Annotated in this window: 26 protein-coding genes; 3 read left to right on the top strand and 23 right to left on the bottom strand. The window is 31.1% G+C overall.

Translation table 11 applies throughout. The features are described from left to right. Positions 1 to 129 precede the first annotated feature (129 nt). Together OS191_RS01975 and OS191_RS01970 are read right to left on the bottom strand one after the other, a co-directional pair. The gene (locus tag OS191_RS01975) at positions 130 to 636 is read right to left on the bottom strand and encodes a hypothetical protein (protein WP_267154029.1); all 507 of its coding nucleotides are present in this window, start codon (positions 634 to 636) and stop codon (positions 130 to 132) included. Beyond that, the gene (locus tag OS191_RS01970) at positions 626 to 2305 is read right to left on the bottom strand and encodes a patatin-like phospholipase family protein (RefSeq protein ID WP_267154028.1); all 1680 of its coding nucleotides are present in this window, start codon (positions 2303 to 2305) and stop codon (positions 626 to 628) included. Before OS191_RS01970 ends, OS191_RS01975 begins: the two co-directional genes overlap by 11 nt. Positions 2306 to 2670: 365 nt before the next feature. On the opposite strand from OS191_RS01970, the gene OS191_RS01965 reads away from it, so the two are divergent. Both OS191_RS01965 and OS191_RS01960 read left to right on the top strand, forming a co-directional pair. Next, entirely contained in the window at positions 2671 to 3240 is a 570-nt protein-coding gene (locus tag OS191_RS01965) for a Crp/Fnr family transcriptional regulator (RefSeq protein WP_267154027.1), read from the top strand. A gap of 82 nt (positions 3241 to 3322) precedes the next feature. Next, positions 3323 to 4063: an acyl-CoA desaturase gene (locus OS191_RS01960; protein ID WP_267154026.1), complete on the top strand. Its 741-nt coding sequence runs from the start codon at positions 3323 to 3325 to the stop codon at positions 4061 to 4063. A gap of 87 nt (positions 4064 to 4150) precedes the next feature. Here the strand turns inward: OS191_RS01960 and OS191_RS01955 are convergent, their stop codons facing one another. From OS191_RS01955 to OS191_RS01875, 17 genes are all read right to left on the bottom strand, one after another. Beyond that, on the bottom strand, positions 4151 to 5995 hold the full coding sequence (locus OS191_RS01955; RefSeq protein WP_267154025.1) for a PLP-dependent aminotransferase family protein: 1845 nt from the start codon (positions 5993 to 5995) through the stop codon (positions 4151 to 4153). A 162-nt stretch (positions 5996 to 6157) separates the two neighbouring features. Continuing rightward, entirely contained in the window at positions 6158 to 6607 is a 450-nt protein-coding gene (locus OS191_RS01950) for a phage tail protein (protein WP_267154024.1), read from the bottom strand. 10 nt (positions 6608 to 6617) lie between these two features. Next, the gene (locus tag OS191_RS01945; protein ID WP_267154023.1) at positions 6618 to 7049 is read right to left on the bottom strand and encodes a phage tail protein; all 432 of its coding nucleotides are present in this window, start codon (positions 7047 to 7049) and stop codon (positions 6618 to 6620) included. 128 nt (positions 7050 to 7177) lie between these two features. Continuing rightward, positions 7178 to 7783: a bifunctional nicotinamidase/pyrazinamidase gene (gene pncA / locus OS191_RS01940; protein ID WP_267154022.1), complete on the bottom strand. Its 606-nt coding sequence runs from the start codon at positions 7781 to 7783 to the stop codon at positions 7178 to 7180. 10 nt (positions 7784 to 7793) lie between these two features. After that, on the bottom strand, positions 7794 to 9191 hold the full coding sequence (locus tag OS191_RS01935; protein ID WP_267154021.1) for a nicotinate phosphoribosyltransferase: 1398 nt from the start codon (positions 9189 to 9191) through the stop codon (positions 7794 to 7796). Between the two features lie 227 nt (positions 9192 to 9418). Continuing rightward, a complete protein-coding gene (locus OS191_RS01930) occupies positions 9419 to 10204 on the bottom strand; it encodes an alpha/beta fold hydrolase (RefSeq protein ID WP_267154020.1) in 786 nt (261 codons plus the stop codon). A gap of 173 nt (positions 10205 to 10377) precedes the next feature. Beyond that, positions 10378 to 10827 (bottom strand): KTSC domain-containing protein, encoded by a 450-nt coding sequence (locus tag OS191_RS01925; protein ID WP_267154019.1) that lies wholly within the window; start codon positions 10825 to 10827, stop codon positions 10378 to 10380. A gap of 80 nt (positions 10828 to 10907) precedes the next feature. Then, entirely contained in the window at positions 10908 to 12221 is a 1314-nt protein-coding gene (locus OS191_RS01920) for a DEAD/DEAH box helicase (protein ID WP_267154018.1), read from the bottom strand. Positions 12222 to 12226: 5 nt separating this feature from the next. Next, positions 12227 to 13558 (bottom strand): DEAD/DEAH box helicase, encoded by a 1332-nt coding sequence (locus OS191_RS01915; protein ID WP_267154017.1) that lies wholly within the window; start codon positions 13556 to 13558, stop codon positions 12227 to 12229. A gap of 156 nt (positions 13559 to 13714) precedes the next feature. Next, positions 13715 to 13933, bottom strand: a complete 219-nt coding sequence (locus OS191_RS01910; RefSeq protein WP_267154285.1) for a cold-shock protein — start codon at positions 13931 to 13933, stop codon at positions 13715 to 13717. A 359-nt stretch (positions 13934 to 14292) separates the two neighbouring features. Then, positions 14293 to 15378: a hypothetical protein gene (locus OS191_RS01905; RefSeq protein ID WP_267154016.1), complete on the bottom strand. Its 1086-nt coding sequence runs from the start codon at positions 15376 to 15378 to the stop codon at positions 14293 to 14295. A gap of 3 nt (positions 15379 to 15381) precedes the next feature. After that, positions 15382 to 15729: a hypothetical protein gene (locus OS191_RS01900; RefSeq protein WP_267154015.1), complete on the bottom strand. Its 348-nt coding sequence runs from the start codon at positions 15727 to 15729 to the stop codon at positions 15382 to 15384. 326 nt (positions 15730 to 16055) lie between these two features. Further along, positions 16056 to 16682, bottom strand: coding sequence for a peptidase associated/transthyretin-like domain-containing protein (locus OS191_RS01895; RefSeq protein ID WP_267154014.1), 627 nt, complete (start codon positions 16680 to 16682; stop codon positions 16056 to 16058). A gap of 150 nt (positions 16683 to 16832) precedes the next feature. Then, positions 16833 to 17315, bottom strand: a complete 483-nt coding sequence (locus OS191_RS01890) for a CIA30 family protein (RefSeq protein ID WP_267154013.1) — start codon at positions 17313 to 17315, stop codon at positions 16833 to 16835. 15 nt (positions 17316 to 17330) lie between these two features. After that, on the bottom strand, positions 17331 to 17813 hold the full coding sequence (locus tag OS191_RS01885) for an SRPBCC family protein (protein WP_267154012.1): 483 nt from the start codon (positions 17811 to 17813) through the stop codon (positions 17331 to 17333). 17 nt (positions 17814 to 17830) lie between these two features. Then, positions 17831 to 18292, bottom strand: coding sequence for a TspO/MBR family protein (locus tag OS191_RS01880; RefSeq protein ID WP_267154011.1), 462 nt, complete (start codon positions 18290 to 18292; stop codon positions 17831 to 17833). Beyond that, positions 18292 to 18771: a glutathione peroxidase gene (locus OS191_RS01875; RefSeq protein WP_267154284.1), complete on the bottom strand. Its 480-nt coding sequence runs from the start codon at positions 18769 to 18771 to the stop codon at positions 18292 to 18294. Before OS191_RS01875 ends, OS191_RS01880 begins: the two co-directional genes overlap by 1 nt. 422 nt (positions 18772 to 19193) lie before the next feature. On the opposite strand from OS191_RS01875, the gene OS191_RS01870 reads away from it, so the two are divergent. Then, complete coding sequence (locus tag OS191_RS01870; protein WP_267154010.1) at positions 19194 to 20102, top strand: LysM peptidoglycan-binding domain-containing M23 family metallopeptidase; 909 nt, start codon at positions 19194 to 19196, stop codon at positions 20100 to 20102. Positions 20103 to 20165: 63 nt separating this feature from the next. Here OS191_RS01870 and OS191_RS01865 read toward each other — a convergent pair whose 3' ends face one another. The 4 genes from OS191_RS01865 to OS191_RS01850 form a co-directional block, all read right to left on the bottom strand. After that, positions 20166 to 20687 (bottom strand): hypothetical protein, encoded by a 522-nt coding sequence (locus OS191_RS01865; RefSeq protein WP_267154009.1) that lies wholly within the window; start codon positions 20685 to 20687, stop codon positions 20166 to 20168. Between the two features lie 195 nt (positions 20688 to 20882). Continuing rightward, complete coding sequence (locus OS191_RS01860) at positions 20883 to 22517, bottom strand: tetratricopeptide repeat protein (RefSeq protein WP_267154008.1); 1635 nt, start codon at positions 22515 to 22517, stop codon at positions 20883 to 20885. Between the two features lie 192 nt (positions 22518 to 22709). Continuing rightward, complete coding sequence (arsB, locus tag OS191_RS01855; protein WP_267154007.1) at positions 22710 to 23744, bottom strand: ACR3 family arsenite efflux transporter; 1035 nt, start codon at positions 23742 to 23744, stop codon at positions 22710 to 22712. Between the two features lies 1 nt (position 23745). After that, a complete protein-coding gene (locus OS191_RS01850) occupies positions 23746 to 24357 on the bottom strand; it encodes a low molecular weight phosphatase family protein (RefSeq protein WP_267154006.1) in 612 nt (203 codons plus the stop codon). Positions 24358 to 24378 lie beyond the last annotated feature (21 nt).

The raw sequence follows: 24378 nt of genomic DNA, 5'->3' as shown, positions 1-24378 counted from the left end.
ATGAGAAGTAAGTTAGATAATCTTTAATAAGAAAAAGGAGCTTTAAATAGCTCCTTTTTCTTATTAAAAGTATTTGTTATTTATTTAAGGTTTTTAAATAGCCACAAAAGTTGTTATCACTATAATATTTTAATCAACCACCGAATTGACACCTCTTATCAAATAATATACTAGAATTGTTAAATTAATTAGAACAAACGGAATAACAAGTGTCCATTTTGCCCTAACAACAAACCAAAACGCATTGAACATCCAGGTACTTTCAGAATGGGTTAATAGATTAAGTAATAGAATGTTTTCAATAATATCAAAAACTCCAGGCGCCAAGCATAAAATAATCCATAATTTACTTACCCGTGTACGCGTAGAAGATTGGAAAACACGATAAGTCGTATAAAACAATAAAGAATAGATTATGATAAATCCAAAATCGTAATAGGTGTTATTTCTAAGGTTTTTATAATGTTCTTGGATATTACTATTAAAATTACTCAAAGTCTGAGAAAACTGAATTTCTCCTATATTTTTCACTTCTATAGAAGGATGCCAATAGAATAGACTAGCCATACCTGCCATAATTAAAAACATAACAAACCATTGATTTGTTGCTTTAATAAGTTGTCTATCAGATTGCATCTTTTGCGAGTTTAATTCTTAAATCCTTATAAGTTTTCCAATCAAATTTATCGAGTTGTCTAATAGCAGCTTCGGCACCTCTTATAAAAAGCAAACGCTTATCCTCTGTGGTCATCCAAAAATCTAACCAGTTAATTTGAGCGTCGCTTTTTTCTGGGTTTCTGCGTGTATCTACCGTTACTACTCTATCTCTTATTTCTTCATTATCAATTAGAAAATCGTTGTCATAGAAATTTCTAAAGGTTTTTACATAACTGCCAACATAGTTTAACAGAGAATTTCTTTGACCTTCTAAAATATCTTCAGATTTTATTTCTGAGCGTTTAGAAAGCAATACTCCAAAAGTTGGAAAGCTAGGAGCTTTACTACTACTTCTATGGAATTCACGAATTGGGAAATTAGACAACATACCTCCATCCACCATTCTTGCTTTTAATTTTACCTTATTTTTTGCATCGTCAAAAGCTTCATAATGTGTTGTGCTATTAGGAATAAATGTGTTGAAAATAAACGGTAAAGACATGGAAGCTCTAACGTAAGCAGCTGGATGAACCTTTAAGTGATTTTCCCAATACTCATTAGCTCGTTTTGGAAATCTAACTATTCTATTATGCGATAAATTTGACGTAATTAATACTATTTTTGGGTTTTCTACTTTGTAGTATTTAGATGAATCAACAGCTAGTTGCTGAGACACTTTTTCTGATATAACAATAGGTTTTTCTTCTGTTTCGTCTGAACTATTTGGAGTCTTTAGATTATTTGACTTTATCCATGTTTTTAAATCTCCTTTTAAATCGTCTGTATCTACATTTCTAATAAGTTTCGTTTCAGAAAGACAGTCGTATAAATCTTGAGTAGAATTTACATGTAATTTAGCTAAGTTTTCCCTTACCCAAAACAAGAATGGGTTTCCAGTATTGAGTCCAAAATTCTCTCCTAATACTTTCGCAAATAATATATAAATCAAAATAAAAAAGGCAAAAATATTACAGGTTCCAATAATAAAAGAAAAATACCGAACATCGGCAACGCTCATATTATAATCATTTAACAATAATCCAGCCGAAAAATACATGCCTATGATTATGATTAAAGAGGCTAATCCTAAAAAAATTGGCAAGCCTTTAGAATTAATATTTTTAAACAGCGTTTTCTGAATTTTCCCTACAATGCCACCTCTATTCATAAAGGAAGAAAAATCCATATTGGAAACAATGAGCGTCAATATTTCCGATTTCAAAGCCCCTCGATTAGAATCTGTTTCTATAATAGGGGGTTCTTTATAAACATCGGCAGAGATGGAAGCTAAAAATAACGCGTTAATAGCACCAGCACTTGTACCACCATGGCTATAAAAACGGATTCCAACTTTTTCTAAAATATAACAATAGCCAAGTAATGCAATTCCCCACATGCCACCTCCTTGTTGGACTAAATCGATAATTGGCCGTTGTTTTTCAATAATATTTCCAGCTTTGTCTTTAGTTTTTTCAATTATAGTCGCATCAGAAATCCATTTAATATCAATTTCACCGTCTTTATTAATTTTTGTCTTAAGAGATAAATCATCGTTTTTTATAGCGTTGGCTAAAATGACATCGGCTGCATCAAAATAGGTTTTAGCTATTTTTTTTTCTTCTTTAGAAAAGTTAAAATGATTGAACATCTATTATAAATTATAAAATGACATATTGTTTTTATTAAGTCCATAAATGACTTTAAGAATCCAAGAGCTACTAAAATTTACTTTTGAACTAATTATTAGGTCGGGAGAGTTTAATTGTTAATAATTAGATGCTTAGATAAATATATAAAAAATAATTGGATTATATTTCACACAACATACTAATCGCGATTTAAATACATGGACTTATATTTATAATTAAATACCTTCTAATTAAAGAACTCAAAAATAAGGCAGAACTAAATAGGACCGACCATATAAAAAATAGAGAAACCGGTGAGTGAAAAACTAATTTTCATCCTTCAAATTCCCTATCTTTGTTAGTTCTATATTCAGAATTTCGAAGGGTGCAACAAATAAAATCTCATTTAGAACAAATAGCGACGATATCAGATGCTGACTGGGACTTTTTTACGTCCAAATTACAGCGTCGTAAGTTTGCTAAAAAAGATGTTTTTTTAAAACTACATGAGATTGAAAATCATATTTCATTTATAGAATCTGGGGTGGTGCGCTTATTTATTCCTAAGGAAAATCCGGAAAAAGAAATTACTTTTGGATTTAGTTTTACCGATCAGTTTATAAGTGCCTACGATTCTTTTTTAACGCAAACTCCTTCTGCTTATCAGCTACAAGCTTTAACAGATACAACGCTTTTAAGTATTAATTATAAAGATTTACAGGATGTTTATAAAACCACACAAATAGGGAATCTTATTGGTCGACTTACAGCAGAACGCCTGTTTTTATTAAAGTCAAGACGCGAACAGCATCTCTTAAACCTCACTGCCGAAGAGCGCTATTTAAAATTATTTAAAGAACGTCCGGAATTATTAAAGGAAGTTCCTTTAAAATATATCAGTTCTTATATTGGAGTGACGCCACAAGCTTTAAGCAGAATCCGAAAACGCTTGTAAAACGCCTATAAAGGGTCATTTTCTTAATTTAGGTTCATTGTTTCTCGTTAAACGACAAATTATCTTTGCAAAAACAAAAGATATGGCTGTTGTTATTTTCGTAATCGTGCTTTGGTACGGAGGTTTATTTTTTCAATCTTTCTTTTTGCATCGCTATGCTGCACATCAAGTATTTGCTATGTCTAAAACAATGGAACGTATTACCTTTGTTTTAACCTGGATTTTTCAAGGTTCCAGTTATTTAAGTGCTTATGGCTACGGCATCATGCATAGAATGCATCACGCTTATACGGATACCGAATTAGACCCACATTCTCCTTCTTACGATGATAATTTATTTGCCATGATGTGGAAAACAAAAACTATTTATCAGGATATTAATCAGCAACGTATAGAAGTAGATTCAAAATTTACTAAAAACGTTCCACAATGGAAAGCCTTTGATAACTTTGCAAGCTCTCGGTTTTCTAGATTGCTTTGGATTTCTTTATATACTCTATTTTTTGTGTTTTTTGCTACAGCTTGGTGGCAATGGCTTTTATTGCCAATTACTTTTTTAATGGCGCCTATTCATGGGGTAATTATCAATTGGTTTGGACATATTTATGGCTATGTGAATTTTAAAATGAAAAACACGAGCAAAAACCTCTTTCGCTTCGATTTTTTAATGATGGGTGAAGGTTATCATAACAACCATCATAAATTTGCAAGTCGTGCTAACTTTGGCGTAAAATGGTACGAGATTGATATGACCTACTTAATTATCAGGGTTTTAGATGCCGTTGGAGTTATTCAACTTAAGAGAATAGAAAATAGAGGATAGAGGGTAGAAAATAGAATATATAAAAAGTGCTTAGAATTTTAATACAATTTTCTAAGCACTTTTTCTTTCTATAATAATTTATCTGCCTTAAATACTATCAACGAAATCTAAAAAGACTTCTTTATGACGTTCTAAATCTATATTTGGAGATAGAGAAGCACGAATAATATAATCCTTATCGCCTTCTTTAGTCGTTCCTTGGGTAGATGTTGCAGGAATGGTCCAATAACAGCCTTTTAATTGTCCGTAACTCACGCAATACTTAGATTCATCAGGAATTTCGGAAATCATTAAATTGATTAACTTTAAATTTAAAGCTCTTTTATAGGTTTCTTTTTCTTCAGGAGTATTCCCTTTGGTTGGAAGATCAAGTGAAAAAACCGATGGTGTAAAACCTTCTTGTGCTAATGACTCCGACACGAAATTAATTTTTGCTTCTGGTAAAGCCTTATGGATAAAGTTTACAAAATTGCGGGTATTAACGTAAGCATCTGCAATTCTTTGATTCATAGAAGGCAATTGTTTGGCTAAAATTTCATACTGAAGAGCCGTTGCTTCGTTATCGCAAAGATTTAAATGACTTTCTATTGTCTGCATCAAGTCTTCCGTTCTTTTGTTTCCTACGCAATACCCAGCCGTACAAAGTCCACCACTTGGGAATTTAGAACCCGAAGCAAAGGAAATAGTTCTAACCGTTGAAAGTATGTCGTTCTCACCCAAAAAGTGCACATTCGGACAAAACGTTTGATCTAAAATAAACACGGGATCAATGGCCGTTTTACCACTTGCTGTTTGACGTTTCTTACTTAAAACATTTTTTAAATGGTCCAAATTAGGAACTTCAACTCTAGGGTTGGTTGGGATTTCTGCAATGATGTATGGAATGGCATCCTCTTTAGCAATTTTGTCTAAAACGCTATCAATACTTGCAACCATTTCGTTATCGCCATCCACCAATAAATCTTCAATTTCCACATGCTTTAGGCAAGCAGCTACTCTCCTAGCCTGATCGTTTGTTCCACCATAACAATTTGGAGGAACAATAAACTTAATAGGCTTTCCAGGATGATTCTCTTGGGCATCGTGAATCAAACCCATCATAATGGCATATTGAATAGAAAGTCCGCTTGAAGCCACTAAGGGTTTTGTATCTGCGTTAGTAATGTCTTTTATAGAAGTTAAAACAGCAGTTTTGTTTATTTCCTTATCTCCTGATTCAGTCTTAATTAATGTTTTATTTAATAACAACTCCAAAGCTGTTAGTGAGTTAGCCGGAGTCATGGCAATAGTTTCTCTACGTCTTACATGTTGAATATCGGAAATATAGGATTCGTTTTTCTTCCCATTTGCAATTAAAACACTTCCTAAGTCATTATATAAACTGATATAAAAATCAACTTTAGAGTTTAATTCACTAGTAGAAATAACATCATCTTGGGAGATATAAACAGTACTTCCATCGAATTCAGAAATCTGGTTCACATTTTCAACTTTCTTTAATTCGAACTTATAGCCATACACGTTCTTTAAAACTTCTGAATCAAAAAAATTTGGTAAACTGCTTGAATAAACAATCTGTGTGTTTTTATTTTCTAATAAGTTTGTTCTTAAAATGGCTAAAACAGGAATACTCTTCGATTGAAAACTGATGACATTCTCTGGACTTATATTATTCAATTTAGCAATGCTCCATTCTAAAACACAGGATAAGGGATGGCCTAAACGGATATAATCGTATGCCGTAGGTAGCTGATTGAGTGCTTCAGTTTCATAATTATTATTTTCGTACAGCCTTTCAAACTGATCTAAGAATTGGGTTTTAGCTAATTCCTCCTCATAAATATCTAAACGATGGGTTGTTGTACTTAACCAACCAGTAGGCATATTTTTTAATGTTTTTTCAATATAATTAAGCATCGTGCTTTCTTTCATAATTCTTCCTTTTAATAGTCTTGCAAGGTACAATAATTAGAGTTTTTCTGAAAGCGTTCCGAGGATGGTTTTGTAGGATTGTGTTTAATTATATCTGGGAAGAAAATGGGCTATTTTATTAGTTATAAAGATAGCTTTAGAAACCATACTTTGATAGCATATTTACTTTTTCCGAATGGGAGATTTGACGTTTCTTTTAGTTGTTAACACTTTAAAGCGCAGGTATGAAAGTTCTATAGTTTCAATCAGTATTTTAGTGTCTTGGGCATGTAGTTCGTCAACGCCCCAAGCAACTGGAACTGCTTTTTCTATATTCCACGCACTCAGAATCTCATGATCTGCGTTTAAGAGTTTTACAGTTAAATTAATGGGTTTAATTTTATGATTATTAATGGTATCCATGCACCATTTTACAAGATGAGATTCCGGTTGATACGCTCTTTTTAAAATTATATTATCAAATTTGACATAAGTACCTTTTTTATTCTCGTTTTCACAAACTCTAACTTTTAGGCCTTGAACAGATTGAAAGTTTTTATCATCCCTAAGTTCCTTATAATCAAAATCAACAGCAAAATGCATATTAAGTGGTGGATATGTGGATCTTGGCAAATTCATGAATTTATAAGTTCTCTGTTTTAAGTCCTTCGTGAGCAATCTCCAATCTTTCAATCAGTACTTCACTTTTCATGGCATTAAGTTCTGCATACTTTAAAGAAATTGGCCAAGCATTTTTAACTTTCCAAACCATTATAGGTCTGTGTTCTTCGTTCAGCAAGGCAATGGTGATATCGCGTCTTTCAATATGCCCCAGAGAAAAGGAGTTCATCCAACTAAAAAAGTCATTATCACCTCTAAACGCACCTCGTTTAAAAATGATATTCGAATACTTACGCATTCCAGGCATCTTAATGGTATTGTAATCTGGAGAAGCTCCATCTCTATACTCAATAATTTCGTGTTCTACTGAAAGTCCAGATACTTCAGAAAAACCAATTCTGTTTCCACCCCATTCTACTTGAAAATGAAAACCAACTAAAGGATAATTACTCATGACATTTATTTTGTTGATTATAAACTACTTAGAAGTAAATATACTAAAAATAATCTTGAAGACAGAATGCTTTATTTAATCAAGTTATATGTTCCTATGAGTAAGTCTGATTCTGTTGAAAATATATTTTAAATTTCATCAGAAGTAATAACTTGAATCCCCAAATATGTCATTTTCTTTTTTAATTCTATAAAATCTTTAGAGTTTAAAGGTTGTGAGGCATCATCTATAAAAAAACATGCAAAACCTTCTTTAAAAGCATCATAAGTGGAAAAGTACACACAGATATCTGCTGCTAGTCCACATAGAAAAAGTTGTGTCGTTCCTTTTTCTTTTAAATATCCTGTTAATCCAGTGGATTTTAAATGGCCATTATCATAAAAAGCGCTATAACTGTCTATTTCTTTGTCGGTTCCTTTTCTAAAAATAGCTTCCCATTTTTTGGTGTCAAGATTTGGATGAAACTTAGCACCTTCCGTACCTTGTACACAATGATCTGGCCATAAGGTTTGTGGTTTTCCATGAAGCTCTATCTCATCAAACGTAGACTTTCCTTGATGATTTGAGGCAAAACTAATATGGTCTTTTGGATGCCAATCTTGAGAAGCTATTACCAAGTCGAATTTATGTTGCATTTTATTGATAATAGGAACAATTTTATCTCCTTCAGGAACAGCTAATGAACCACCAGGCATAAAGTCGTTTTGAACATCAATTATAAGAAGTGTTTTCATATTAATAACTTTAGAATCTATGTTTTTGGACTAACTTGTCTCGTTCTTGCTTTAGTTGTATACTCAGACCAATTTTGTATATATGTGGGTTTTGAAAACGCTTATATTCTTCAGGAAGTTTTTCTAAACGAGATTTCGAGTAGGCAGCAATTTCCGATACCGTTCGTGGAGATTTTATTCGCTTTCCATTTTCCATAACCTTTTCCAACAAAGGTTCATGTGTAAAACGATCGAGATTTAGACTTTTTCTAGAGTCGAATGGATGCTCCATATTCGTCACGTTTTCTTCAGTAAAACCTGCTATGGCATCTGCACCATAAAACATTCCGTTTTTATCTAACATTCTATACACTTGTTTTTTAAAAGGAAGAGAAACTTTAATAATGTTTTCAGAAAGTTTAATTCTTGGTTCGCCATTAAATTCCGATAATTTATAAACTCCATCCAAGGCTGCATCTGGTTTTCCTGTGACTAAATTTGTTCCAACACCAAAAATATCAATAGACGCTCCTTGTTCTTTCAAACTTTTTATGACATATTCATCCAATTGATTAGAAGCCACAATTTTTACATATTCCAAATTTGCATCGTCTAATATTTTTCGTGTTTTTTTGGATAAATAGGATAAATCTCCACTGTCTAATCTAACTCCCAATAACTTTTCCCCTCTACTTTCCATCTCTTTAGCTACTGTTATGGCATTTGGAAGTCCGCTTTTAAGCGTATTATAGGTATCAACTAAAAGCACACAATTTTTAGGACGCAACTTAGCGAAATCTCGAAATGCATCTAACTCATTCTCATAGCTTTGTATAAAAGAATGTGCCATAGTTCCAGAAGAAGGAATCTTATAATCCTCGGCTGCTTTTACATTACTGGTACTATCGAAACCGCCTATTGCAGCAGCTCTCGATGCATAATATCCGCCAGTGGCATGAGCACGACGTAAGCCCATATCTAATAGAATAGCATTTTTTGCACTATATCTTATTCGACTAGCTTTTGTAGCAATTAAGGTTTGAAAATTAAGAATATTTAATAAAAGAGTTTCTATTATCTGTGCTTCGATAATATTAGCTTCTACTTGCAAAATAGGACGATTAGGAAAAACAACATCTCCTTCTTTACATGAATAAATAGTTCCTTGAAAACGAAAGTTTTTTAAATAATCTAAGAAGTCTTTTTTAAAACCATGCTGTTCCAAATATGCGATATCTGAAGCCGTAAACTCCAGATTTTCCAGAAAATCTAAAATATCCTCCAATCCGGCAAAAATTGAATAGCCACTATTAAAAGGATTATTTCTAAAATAATAATCAAAAACTGCTTTCCCGTCGGGTTTTGTCCCAAAATAGACTTGAGACATAGTTAGTTGATAAAGATCTGTATATGCAGCAGTTATATTCATAGGGCATTAAATTTAATATCGTCTTTTAATTATATCAAGATATCTAAAAATGATTTTCACTACAAATGAAAAAATTATTAATTAGGTATAAAATTAGATAAAAAAAACTGTTTTTGAGAGTAATTGTGTATTGAAAACGAAATAAGACATTTCCATGGGATACATAATGTTTTTAATAAAATAGTTGATTAGTTATTTGAAAAATAAATCAGACAATAGGAATCTCATTATTTGCTATAGAGTTTAAGAAATGAAAGGACTTCCGCATTAAACTCAATGGGTTGCTCTACATTAACTACATGTCCACAGTTTTTTATGATATGTAATTTTGCACTTAAATGTTTTGAAATAACTTCTTTAATGGCAGGTAAGAATAGGTGATCTTGTTCTCCCATAACATAGAACGTTGGGATGTTTATGTCGTTCATTCTAAAGACTTTTAACAATGGTGTTAATTCAGCTGTTAATTTGTACCATCTTTTAAATTCCTTTTGATATAATTTTTTTGCTTCTTTAACGAATAGGGACCTTGATTCTTTGTGATTCTTTTTAGGCATTATTATAAATGCAAATAACTTATATAAAAAAATATAAGGAACAACAGATTTAAAAATATTTCCAAAACCAATTAAAAATTTGGATCGCGTATTCAGTTTTAAAATAGCGCCTCCCATAACCATACTCTCCACTTTTTCCGGATTGCTCTCTGCCAAATTTCTAATTAATATAGTTCCTAAAGAAATTCCGATAAAATGAGACTTTTCAATTTTAAGATGATCTAAAACTTTTAAGATATCGTTTGAAACCACTTCAAAGGTATATTTTTTAATATTTTTTTGATTTATCATGGTTTGGCTATTTCCATGTCCTCTAAGATCAATTAATAGTATATTAAATTCTTCTTTAAAAGCTCTAATCTGTCTAAACCAAATGGAGCTGCTTCCTCCTGCTCCGTGAATAAAGGTTACCCACTTGGTGGTATTTTTATTTAAATAAACAGAATAACTCAACATAATTTTTTTAAATAATGATTTTATACATGCTAATACAAGCGGTTATAAATATTCTTGCAAGATACGGAGAAAGTAATAAGGATACGATTGCTAATTTATAATAAAAAAGGGAACAAGTTTTTTTGAACTTGTTCCCTTTTACATATTATACGTTTATCTTTAGTATGATCTTATTAAGCGTTTTCTAAAACTCTTTTAGTTTTTCTATAGGTATAATTAGGATAAATATTACGTTTTGCAAAACGGTTTACTTTATCACTATTAATCATTTTAATATAGACAGGTTTAGTTACTCCAAAATACTCGTAAATAGAGCCATCTACAAAGGTAATTTCTAATAATAAACCTTTATGAGTATAATCTGCAATCCCAGAATTGGTAATTGTTTCTGTGTAAGCTTCTAGATTAGCTTCAATAGTTTCTGGTGCCATACTTACTAAAAAATGATACCCATCAATTATCTTTCGGCTTTGAATCTCTGCTTCTTCCTGTAAGGCGTCACCATTTTGAAATTTGTCTGGATGCCATTCTTTCACTAAGTCGCGGTAAGTTTTTTTTAAAGTCTTTAATTCAAGGTCGTTTTCAACTCCAAAGAGTTTCTTATATTCATTTATACGCTTCATACCAAATTTTATTTGAGGGCGCAAAAGTACGTGTTATTTACTAATGAACAACTATAAGTATGAAACTAAAAATAAAACAATTATAGAATGCTTATACGAACCTTCTTCTTTTTTAATCTGCTGTTGTTCAGCTTGTCAACCAAAGTAGCTGAAAGACTAAGAGGAACAGCTACAAAGGCACAATCCTGTTTTAATTCTATAGTTCCTAATTGGTCTTTATTTAATCCGCCTTCTTTAAAAAATAAACCTGCAATATCCCCTTTAGAGATTTTATCTTTTCTGCCACCAGAAATAAATAAGGTTTCCCAGTATTGCGGTTTTAAAGGAGATTTTTTAGAAATATCTTCTGCTTTTATTTGGCCAATAAATTCGGGTAGGAATTCTTTCTCCCATTTTAAAATATAGGCAGTTCCTTTGGCATTTACTCTAGCTGTTCTCCCATTTCTATGGGTGAATTCTTCTAAGGCATTTGGAAGTTCATAATGAATGATGTAATTCAATTCAGGAATATCAATACCTCTAGCTGCCAAATCTGTTGCAATTAAAACCTGACTAGTACCATTTCTAAAGGTAATTAAAGAACGTTCTCTGTCTTTTTGCTCCATAGCACCAGAAAAACAGGTATGACTGATTTTGTTTTTCTCTAAAAATCTACTTACCAAATCGATACTATCTCTTAAATTACAAAAAACAATGCCTTGTTGGTTTCCAAGGTGCATAAGTAAATCTAATAAGGTTTGTAATTTATTGCTAGATGGAGACAACACCATTTTAATGGTTAGTTTCGATTTTTTATCATCGTTTAAATAATTGATCATTGTGGGATGATCCAACCTTACAAATTCTGGAATCTTAACACCTTGAGTTGCTGAAGTTAAAATGCGTTTATTTACTCCAGAAAGTTGACCGATAATTTCTTTCATTTCTTGCTCGAAACCCACTTCCAGAGATTTGTCGAATTCATCTAAAACTAATGTTTTGATACTGGTCAAGGAAAATCTCTCACTTCTAAAATGGTCTGCAACTCTCCCTGGAGTTCCTATTAGAATAGCTGGTTCGTGTTTGATTTCAATTTTATCTTTAGACATGGGTCTACCACCATAAACGGCATTCACCTTAAAGCCTGAACCCATGTCTCTAGCCACTTGTTCAATTTGAATAGCTAACTCTCGTGAAGGCACTAAAATAAGAGCCTGAATGTCTTTACAATCTAAGCTAAGCGAGTTTATAAGAGGCAATAAAAAAGCCAATGTTTTTCCAGAACCTGTTGGAGATAGCAAAACCGTGTTTGTAGTTGTTTCGATAACCGAAATAGCCTCCTCTTGCATTGGGTTTAACTGATGAATATTTAATTTTGCTAAAATATCCTGCTGATCTTTGATGTTGTTTGTCATGAGGACTATTTGTTTTTTGCCTTATCAGCTTTTGAGTTACCCAAGTTTGTTTGAGAGAAGTAATCGGCAATCATTTTTTCGATTAATTCTTCTTTGGTTAGATGATGAAAAATGGTTCTAATTTTCGTTTTATACGCTTCAGTAAGTTCTCGATTGGGTTTGGTTTTAAAGATTTTCTTAGCCCAAAGTAAACCATTGTTTTCTTCTATACTTTGTGCATCTGCTTTTACAAACTGATTGAAGGTAATTCCTAATTCCTTTTCAAAGTCTGCAATATCCACAACTTCTTCCTGTTGTAATACCGTTAAAGAAAGTCCCTTAGCTCCTGCTCTTGCTGTACGTCCGCTTCTATGCACATAAGCATCGTAAGTATCCGGTAAGTGATAGTTAACCACATAAGATATTTCCTTAACATCGATTCCACGAGCAGCTAAGTCTGTTGCTACCAAAATATCGATATGTCCTTCTCTAAACTGCTCAATTATACGATCCCGAATTCCTTGAGTTAAACTTCCATGAAGTGCGCCAGAAGAAAACTTATTAATGGCCAATTTTTTAGCTAATTTATTAACAGCTGCTTTTGTTTTACAAAAAATAATACCCCTTTCTTCTTCTTTAGAGTTTAAAAAATGAAGTAAAACTTCTAACTTTTCAATAGGTTCAACTACCACGTATTGATGGTCGATTCCTTGATGACCAACGGTTTTCATATCAGCTTCGATATGAATCACATGTTTAGACATGTAGTTTTGAACCAGCTGTTTTACAGCTCCTGGCATAGTAGCCGTAAAAAGTAACGTTCTTTTAGATTTTGGGATTTCTTTGATAATACTATCTAGACCTTCTTTTAATGCGCTCACCATTTCATCTGCTTCATCTAATACTAAGTAAGAGATATTTTTGATGTCTATAGCGTTCCTGCTTACTAAATCGGCCAAACGTCCTGGAGTTGCCACAATAATATGTGTTGTTGTCTGCAAGCGTTCTATTTGAGGTTTTATTGGAATACCACCAAAAAGAGGAGCAATCGATATTTCTGGGCTATAGGACGCAAAAGATACTAAGTTAGTATAGATTTGCTGTCCTAATTCTCTTGTAGGAGCTAGTATAATAGCTTGTATGTTAGAAGACTCAACGTCTATTAGCTGTAATAGTGGCAAACCAAAAGCAGCTGTTTTTCCCGTTCCAGTTTTTGCAATGGCAACCACATCTTCTTTATTATTGAGAAGAACTGGTATTGTTTTTTGTTGAATATCTGTAGGTATAGAAATCTGTAAAACAGCTAAACTTTTCTGTATTTGTTGTTTAATTCCTAAATCTGAAAACGTTTGTGACATCTAATTATTTTCTGCAAAGATAGTTAGAGTTGCACGTGATGTATCTCCATTTATAAAGATATATTTTTAAAGGAGATTGCTAGAACTAGTATCTTTATTTATTAAAAGAAAAAGCCATCAAAAAATGACAGCTTTTATAAAATTTATGTTTGTTGGTTATGCTTTTTTTACATTTACAGCATTTGGTCCTTTAGGGCTTTTTTCAACATTAAAGGTGACTTTATCATTCTGACGAATTCGGTCTTTAAGTCCGTTTTTATGCACAAAAATTTCCTCTTCTGAGTCTGTAATTGTAATAAAACCAAAGCCTTTAGCATTATTAAAAAACTTTACGGTTCCTTCTTTGGTTTGATTTACGTTTTTTGGTTTAAAAATTTTATTAATTAAGTTTTTAATCATTTGTTTTGTTTTAATTTAAAAATTGTTTTCAATAGCTATTAATATAAGTTTATAGTTAGCCTCTATCCTCAAATACTTATAGATACTTAAATGATAATAGTTTAAAGATGTAATTCCTTTTAGATGCTAATTTTAAGATTATATGGGATGTCTAAAACAAAGAAATCAGAAAATTTGATACATAGAGTATCTACTTTAAAATGTTATTATCATATTGAAGAAAGCAAAGATAAGTGAAAATAATTAATGTTATAAATAAAACACGTAAAGTATGAGGATTTCTTAAACATTTAAGCTTGATTATTTTCATGAAACAGGTGCCTCTAGATGAGACATTAATTAAGGCTTACTTTGTTATTCCCTGTATTTATACCCCAATTTATCCCAATAATAGTAAGAAGGTTCTCACCATCTGGACCTTCAAAATCCTTCCCAAAACCACCCGAAATACTTATATCTTTAGTAATGGTAAACCGGATGTTTCCAACTGAACGTTCGCTATTAATTACTCCATTTCTGGATATATATTCATAACCAAAACCTACTTTACCGAATTCAAATTCAAGTTTTCCACCAAGATCCCTGTAATAACTGGTAAAATAGTTATTTGCAAAGGCATTAAAACCATCTTCAATATAACGTGCTGTAAGTAAAAAATTAAAATAGTTGTTTGTTTTGGCTTCACTTCCTTCATTAAGAATCAAACTTGTTTCTGCTGTTAACCAAACTCCTAAACGGTTTGCTGTTCCAGAGTTTGTTTTATTCTCCTTAAACAAGACACTATAACCCATGGCTGCATCTAATCGGAATAAGGGTTTGATTTGTTTCTGAAAAGGTTCAATAAGTGCGTTAATTTCATCTTGATGCTCTTGATAATAGTTTTGAATGGCTTCTTCTCCTTGTAGTAACACTTCGCTTGGAACTGTAATATTGGATAAAGCAGTTGCCATTCCAATTGTATTGGCATGCACTTTGTCTTTGTTATAAAACCGAAGAACCGTTGTTCTTATCCCTAAAGAATAGGTTTTATGCTCACCTTCCAAACCTGCAAACTCTTTGTCCACATAAGCAAATGATATGGTTGTGGTGTTGAGACCGCTAAATGGCTTTTGAACAATTTCATCACTTTTAGGATCATGTAACACACCAATATACTTCTGATAAGTACGATCTTTCCGTTGTTGATTGATTAGAAAATATGGCGTAGCTTCTATAGAAATACTTTCACCAAAATTCTCCTGCACATGCAAGGTTAGTGCTTTTAGATTCTCGGGTGTATAAATTTCAGTTGGGGTTTCTCCAACCAAAATAAAGGCAGGACTAGAACCATTAGATAAGGTAAACTTGCTTAGATCTATTTGTTGTGCTTGACCAATAATAAACATCAAACAGACAATACATGTTGTTAGTTGTGTTTTCATGATCTATTCCTTTTCTAATTTTAATACTATAAAAGCCATAAACAACATGGTGTTGAGCTTAACTTTTTCAGCTAGAATATTTACATTCGTTGTTTCTGATGAGATAGTAATTTCAACTATCGTTGTTTCTATTATAGCATCTATCTTACTATGAGCAAAAAAGTTGGACACAACGGACAAGATGTTGCCATCTATCTGGTCTATACTTCCTAGAGACACCGTAAAATTAGTAATGGTACTCTTTCTAATAACCACATCGTTAAGGCTCACATTCGAGCCTACGTTGGCATCTGAGCTAATTTTTACCGCAAGTTTTACTTGCTCTCCTGTTTTAATTTTAATGATTTCCATTTAATATATATTTAATTATAAGGTCCTTAGATATTTTTCTTCTTAAAAAAAGGTTTTGACTTATTAACTAAAAATAGGGATGCTGAAAGATAGTAAATTTTTGAGTAGCACAATTCCGGTAAATTATTAAATAATAATGGTTTATGGTATGTTTTATTATAATTAGAATAATTATAAACTGTAATTAAAAGATTAAAAAAACTTTTTGCCAGCTTTATTCACCATAAATACTTTATGGTTATTGAAATTTCATCAAGCATATAAACTAATAAAGGCAAGTAGAAAACTTTTTCTACTTGCCTTTTATTTTTATTAAATTTTGATAATTATTTGGTTTCAGCTAGTGCTTCAGGTAGTATAATATTATAATTAGAGACATACATATCTTCCTTTTTTAAAGTAGTAAGGATACTAGTAAAACCTTTTTTATTTAATCTTTTTCTACATGCCTTAGTTAAAAAAGGGTCGTCTTCAAATATTAAAGTATTTAATTTATATTCTGGTTTTCCTGCTTCTTTAACTATTGGGTGAATGTGCCTAAGTTCCTTACTATGTCTGTAAGACCCCGGAATAAAAGTATAAAATGTATAATGTCCGTTAGCATCTGTTTTAATCCATGCTCTATGGTTTACATAGCGTTTATCGTTTTCAAATTTTAAATCGTATTCGCCATCTTCGTTTGGTTGTTCAATAAAAAGAATAACGTCTTTTGCAGGGGTTACACCGTCACTTTGGAAAATAGTACCAGTAATTTTTAATTTATTTTCTTGGGTCTGAAAACTAGGAATGGTGTCCGTATTATTTAACTGTTTTTCAGAATAATCATAAATAGGACTTCTAGTCATATAATCGAATGGAATTTCTTCCAAAACATTAGCTGAATCTTGTGCCAATAATTCCATATTAGAACTAAAAAAACAAGAGATAATTAAAATAAACAATAGCTTTCTCATGAGACTTTAAATATATAATTCGTTTAAAACTATATATTTAGAAGTATTGCTTCATAAAAAATCTTATGAACTAAATAATTTTACGATGAAATGAAAAAAAATTGCAAAAGTATCGATGTAATACACTTTTTATTTTAAAGATTTTAAAAATTATTCTAACCAAATCTGAGCAATTTCCAATTTAAAGTCTTGAGTTTTTTTATTAGCGATTAAGAAACCGATTTCTTCCAAAAATTTACCTGGATATTTTGAGAGCTGTAAATTTCTACCTCGATATCTTGGATAAAACTCAGTTAAATCAAATTCAATTTCTTGCCAATCACCGGACGTTTTGAAGTAGGATACATAAGAATGTCTGTCGGTGATATTAGATTTTAATCGGAATTGAAATCGACATGGTTCAGCTTTAAATTTTAAATGAATTTTATCATAGTTATCCACATCTAATAGACTAAAGCTGTATTTAACGCTAGAAAATCCACCATTATTTTCTAAAGAAACGTGTCCAGAAAACTCGCCAAAACCAGCCTTATTTAAAGCAAATTGTGCATGAGAGCAGCCTCCCATAACCACATCATTAACTACCTGCCATTGAGAGAGATTGGTTTTAAATTTAGAATTATAAAGTACCATGTATATTAAAAGTTATTAGCATAATTTCCCAAAGAGTTCGTTTAGTTTATTTGTACGATAGTTAAAAATCTCGATGAGTTTTGGTTTTACTAAAATTGGATGTACTAATCTACCTAAAAAGCCAAACGGAATTTTATAATCAATAATATCTTCCATTTCCACACCTCCATCAATTTCTTTTAAAAAGTGTTTGTGGTGCCATAAAGAATAGGGACCAAAACGCTGTTCATCGACAAAATATTTTTTATTTGTAACATGCGTTATTTCGGTTACCCATTGAGTTTTAATTCCTAACACAGGGGTAACAATGTATTGAATAATCTGTCCAGCAAACATTGGTTTCTCTGCGCCAGAGATAATATGAAACCCCATATAGTTTGGTGTAATAGTTTTTAAATTTTTAGGATTTGATAAAAATTCCCAAGCGTCATCGATTGAAATGGGTAATTTTTGTTTTGAAGATAGCGTGTAAACTCTGCCTTTTGTAGAAAAATTCATGTACTACTAGAATTAAATTAATTGTTATAAAAAATATACGCATTTAAACTTGTGGCAATTAATAACCATACCAGATATGGAACAATCAACCAGGTTTCTAATTGTAAAACCGCCATATATTTAAACAAAAGAAAGGCAACAACTAGCGTTAAAACAACAATGATAATGAGTCCAATTACCACCAAATGTTGATTAAAAAAAGCATAATTCCATAAGATATTTAAAGATAATTGCAGGACAAACAAACCTATTACATAATAATTAACATGACTCTTCACCAAACTTGCCATATAAAAAGAAAAGCAAACCATTATAAGAGTCCAAGCAGCGCCAAAAACCCAGCCAGGAGGTGTCCAAGGTGCTTTATTTAAACCCAAATACCAATCAGATGTTGCTCCAGATCCCATAAACCAACGCCCAAGACCTAATGCAAAAAAATTAATGACTAAAAACAGAATAATTAAAACAGCTCTACTCATTATAGTAACTTTGTGATTTTTGAGCTGTTAGGCTTGGTAATTGAATAAAAGTAATCAATATAATTACCTTCTTCATCTATTAAATACTTTTGAAAATTCCACTTAACCGAGGAGTTTTTCTTACCATTTAACTCCTTTTTTGTTAACCACGCATACAAAGGATGTTGATTACTTCCTTTAACATCTACTTTCTCTGTCATTAAAAAAGTAACCCCATAATTCTGTTTACAAAAGGATTGTATTTCTGTGGCTGATCCTGGTTCCTGACCTCCAAACTGGTTGCATGGAACTCCTATAACTACCAATTTATTTTGATAGGTATTGTAAAGCTTTTGCAAACCTTCGTATTGTCCCGTAAACCCACATTCGGATGCTGTATTTACAAAAAGAATTTTCTTCCCTTTAAAGCTGCTTAAATCTATAGGTTCTCCTGTTAGACTATTAATTGAAATGTTATAAAGACTTTCTGTTGTTTGCATGTTTTGATTTGATTTAAAACTATAAATAATAAAAAAAGATATAAATGGAATGGAAAATAATATGAGTTTATTCATAACTGCTTTGTTATTTGTGTTTAACTTTTTGATATGCAAAGTTAGACAAAATTGTTATGATTTCATATTTTTTCTATATCAAATATTAATTATTTAATAGATATACTCTATGTACATGAAAATATATTTTGTTAAATACTTATACTCAACGCACAATACAATGTATATAAAATCAACATATTAACTGCTTTATAGAATAATAAGTGTTAAATTTTATCAAAAGCTAGGCTCAAAATACAATACTGTGTGTAATTTATCGTTGTTTTTATTATTTTCGTCGGAAAGATATGTAACATCAACAGCAAATCACTAAAAAAATGAGTTAGTGATTTGATAATTAATAATATATGAAATTAATAATTGCCCTTGTATTTTTGTGTGTATCCTACAATACATTAGCACAAAATAAATCTCCTGAAGTAAATTCACCAGAATCATCACAATTTATAGATAGTTTAAGTCAATATTTAGCCACTTTCAATAATCAGCCAGAAACAGTAGATATTACTGCAGATTTTTGGGATACCAGCAAAATAAAAATTGATTATGATACTGAAGTTGCTTATCCTATACATATACAATTTAAAGATTCTAATTATGTATCTCCAATATCAAAGAAAAAGGTTGTTACCTCTCGTTATGGTTGGCGTTGGGGTCGTGCTCACAAAGGCATTGATATTGATCTTGTAACTGGAGATAGCTTGTTTGCTATGTTTGATGGTGTAGTTCGATTTGCTGATTATAGTTCTGGACATGGCAGAACAGTTGTTGTCAGGCATCATAACGGTTTAGAAACACTTTATGCACATTTGTCTAGATATGGTGTTAAAGAAAACGATACAGTTGTTGCTGGATCATATTTAGGAAAAGGAGGAGCTTCAGGAAATGCTAGAGGGAGTCATCTGCATTTAGAAATGACTTATAATGGGATCCATATACATCCTGAGAATTTGTTATATTTTGATGAAGATAATCTAGTTAAATCTAAAGATCTTTGGATTACAAAAACATCAACAAGACCAGAATTACACAATAGTAGACGACAAAGTAAATTAGAGATATTTTCAACCGAAGAGGAGGCTTTAGCAAGTATGAATAGGGCTCCTATAGTATATATAGTTAAAAAAGGTGACACTCTTTCTAGAATCTCTTCAAAGAACAATGTAAGTATTTATTCTTTGTGCAAAACCAATCATATAAGACAAAATTCTACGTTACGTATTGGTCAAAAATTGGTTATTGAGAAAGTTCTATAACATAAAACAGAACCTATTTATTTCAAATAGGCTCCGTTTGCCAATAATTAACTAAAAAATTGGTTAGATGTTTATAGTCACTTTTTTGGTTTTTTTACCATTATTTAAAACAACTCTATAGACAATTTGAGCATCTACACCCTTGGTGTATTTAATATTGCAATATACCTGCTTTAAAGCCCATCCTGGATTGTCCTTAATTAATTTGGAACTCACTTCATAAGGCAACTTAATAGCTTGATAATTCTCATGACTACTTAATAATATACCATTTTCATCATATATTGCTTCTAAAAAATTATCACCTTCTGTAAACGTAACAGTATAGGTAGTGTTGGCCTTTGAATTATAAACTTCAGCAGATATAATGTTATAGTTAGCTATTATATTTTGAAGTTTTAATATTTTTTTTGAAATACTTTTATCAGTAGTGTGATTTACATATTCCTGATTAATAAATTTATTGTTACTATTGTTTTTGGAATATGACATCTCGTTATTGATATCCAAAAATACCACATCTTGTTGTGCAGTTACTAGGTTGGTAAATCCTAAAAAAATAATACCAAATACAAACGTTTTCATAATAATATGTTTTTATTAGTTATACAATAAATGCTATTAATACTTCTCTGAATTTTGATGAAACTAAAGTATTATGAAAAACGCCTGTTACCTAAATTTTTGAATAGACTGCTAATGAACAAACAATAGACTTTTAATAGACAAATAATATGTAAATGTTAATTTATACAATATAACCTGATGATAATCATATTGTTATATGTTTTGAATGAAGTCATCCAAATCAATATTTTCTTGAAGATTTAATTTTTTACGAAGTCGGTAGCGACTTGTATTTAAGGAAGCTAAAGTTATATTTTGTAAGGTAGCTATACTTCTACTATCCATTTTTAATCGAATTAATGAGCAAAGCCTAATTTCATTTTTACTTAAATTTGGAAATTGGTGAGTTAACTCTTTATAAAATGAATCGCTTAACTTATCCAAACGCTCATAAAAATCTTTGGTTTCAATATCAACCTCAGTTTTATTTTTAATGTCTTGTTCCAGATCTGCCAATAAAGATTTTTGTTCATTAGAGCTAGCTTTATGGATGTCTTTAATTTTTTCTGCTAACTCTTTAGCCCATTCTTGGTTCTGCGTTAAATTAATAGCAAAATCTGACAAATCTCTTTGCTTGGATTCAATCTCAGATTTTAGTTGTGTATTTTTCACAGCTGTAAGTTCTAATTCTTGTTCAGCTAACAGCTGCTTATTTTTAGCATTTATAATATGCTGACGTCTTCTTAAAAATAATGATAGCATTAGGATTAAAACCAATGAAGACGTTAAACTAACAATCCAAAGTTTTGAACGCTGATTGTTAATTTTATTTTCTTTCTCAATTCTATCTATTTTAAAGTTTAACGCTACTCTATCAAGTGAAATTGTATTCAATTCATCTTGCCATTTTCTGTCTGCTATTTTAGATATAGCATTAAGACTATCCTTGATGCGGTTTCTATTTAAGGAAACTTTATAAGCAGCTTCGTAATTGTTTTGAGCAATAAATAAGTCTTCTTGTGCTTTTAAAAACTCTAAACGCGACTTACTAGATATTTTATTCTTAAACTCTGTTTCAAACAAGTTTTTTTGAAGTTCTGCAAAAGTTTGTTTTGCATTATTCAACAGGTTAAGTTTTATTTCAGTTTTTACTAATTGTGTTCCAGCACTAATATAACGTGGTATATCCAATTGATTGGACTCTTCGTCTTTTGTTTTAAGATAAAAATCAAAATTCTTTTTATAAAGTAATCTGGCTTTTTCTGGCTGATCTAATTCTAAGTAAATATCAGCTAAATTATCCCTTATACTTCCTAAAAATATATGATTTGGAAAATTGCGCTTTGTTAAGGAATAAGCTTTATTAAAATACACTAAAGCAGAGTCTAATTCATTCTTGTTCCAGTAGAGAAACAAACCGTAATTATTATAAGCTGAAGGTGTTGAAATAATATTTAATTCTTTAGCAAATTTGATGTTTTTTTTATGCTCCAAAGCAGCACTATCCAAAAAACCCATATTTGCATAATTCTCTGCTAAAATACTATGCGAGAAGATTATCATTGTAACCAAGGAATCTCTTTCAAAAGTTTTTAAATCTTGCTCATGAGCATTATAATAATCAAAAAACTTTTTATACCATTTATTAGATTCTTTTGGAAAACCCAATTGGCGAAACCAATTACCAGAATGTAAATAATTATTAATTTTAAATACATGACGACCTTCGATATAAGGTAGTAAATCTAATCTTTGAAAGTGTTGCGATAAATAAGTTTGAAGTTGTTGTTCTGAAAACGATTCTCTTTTGTAGGTTTTGTATTCATCCTCAGGAAAAGTTTGATCCATAACAAATGTTATAGAATCAAATTGTTTTAAAGCTTCAGTATTTGTTATTGTTTCTTGAGCATAGCAAATATAACTAAGAAATAAACAAATACTTAATAGCAAATGCCTGAAAAACATCACTGTACAAAATGAAATTAGTGTTTAATTAATTCAAATATACAAGATATTTATAAGAATAACTTTACCTAAGAATTAATAATATTTTTTCTTTAACCAAAAAGATATTCTTACTAATAGTATTAAAGCTGGTACTTCTACCAAGGGACCAATAACACCTGCAAAGGCTTGACCTGAATTCAAACCAAACACTGCAATAGCAACTGCTATGGCTAATTCAAAATTATTTCCTGCTGCTGTAAAAGCAATAGCAGCATTTTTATCGTAAGTTGCTCCCATAGCTTTACTAACAAAAAAACCAATTACAAACATCAAGGTGAAGTAAATTAACAGTGGAATTGCAATAATGACAACATCCATAGGAATTTCTACTATTAATTCCCCCTTCAACGAAAACATGACTACAATTGTGAATAACAAGGCAATTAATGTTATTGGTGAAATTTTAGGAATAAATACCTCGTTATACCAAATTTCTCCTTTTAATTTCACTAATATTTTTCTACTTAAATAACCTAATAAAAAAGGAATTCCTAAATAAATAAGTACACTTTCTGCAATAGTTGTTATGGAAATATCAACAATAGCTCCATCAAACCCAAAATAAGGTGGTAAAATGGTTATAAATATCCAGGCATAAAAACTATAAGCAAATACTTGAAAAATACTATTTAAAGCTACCAAACCAGCTCCATATTCGCTGTTACCTTCAGCCAGATCGTTCCAAACTAAAACCATAGCAATACATCTGGCTAGACCAATCAATATTAAACCAACCATGTATTCCGGATAATCCTGAAGAAATGTAATGGCCAGAATAAACATCAAAACTGGTCCAACAATCCAATTTAAAACCAAGGATATAGATAAGATTTTTACATCCTTAAAAATTTTTGGTAGTAAGGCATAATTCACTTTTGCTAAAGGCGGATACATCATTAAAATTAACCCAATTGCGATAGGTATATTGGTTGAACCACTACTAAACGAATTAATATAATCTGGAATAGATGGAATTAAATAGCCAAGACCTACGCCAATTCCCATAGCAATAAAAATCCAAAGGGTTAAATAACTATCTAGAAAACTTAGTTTTTTATTTGATGCCATCTTATTTATTTATTTGTGAAAAAACATAATACATTTCAGTTGCAATTTGCAAGCTTCTGTTTGAATAAACTTCTTTTTGGTTTGGCGAGCCATCAGATACTTTAGGATCTTCATAAGTTATTGGAATACGCTTTTCAGCTCCAGCTATAAACGGACATCCAACATCAGCTTGCGAGCAGGTCAAAATAGCTGCAAAATTAGATTTCGGATTAAAAACATCATCAAAGGTTTTAGAAAAACCTATAATTGGATGTTTATTTTCTGAATACTTCATACTGTAAACTGGATTGCTTTCTTCTGATAATTTCTGGATATAAAAGCCTGACAACTCTAGAGTTTTTACTACTTTAGGAAATAAAGCAGTGACTTCTGTACCTCCAGAATAACAAAACATCTGAGATATTTGAAAATGATGAGCCAGTGTTTGTGCCCAAACCTGTGCCAAATGGCTACGTCTAGAATTGTGAGTGCAAATAAAGTTTAAACGGATTTCTTGCTTTCCTGAGACTTTTTCTTGAATGTACTCTATTAGTTCTTGTAGTATTTTTTTACGTTCTAAAGGAAGAGTTGAAACGTCCAAAGATCCGATAATACCTCTAATTTCTTTATACATAAATCGGTTTAAATATGTTAA

Source organism: Xanthomarina sp. F2636L (assembly GCF_026410195.1).
Lineage (GTDB): Bacteria > Bacteroidota > Bacteroidia > Flavobacteriales > Flavobacteriaceae > Xanthomarina.
Note: the sequence above shows the minus strand (reverse complement) of the source record. Positions and strands in the feature narration are given on the sequence as shown.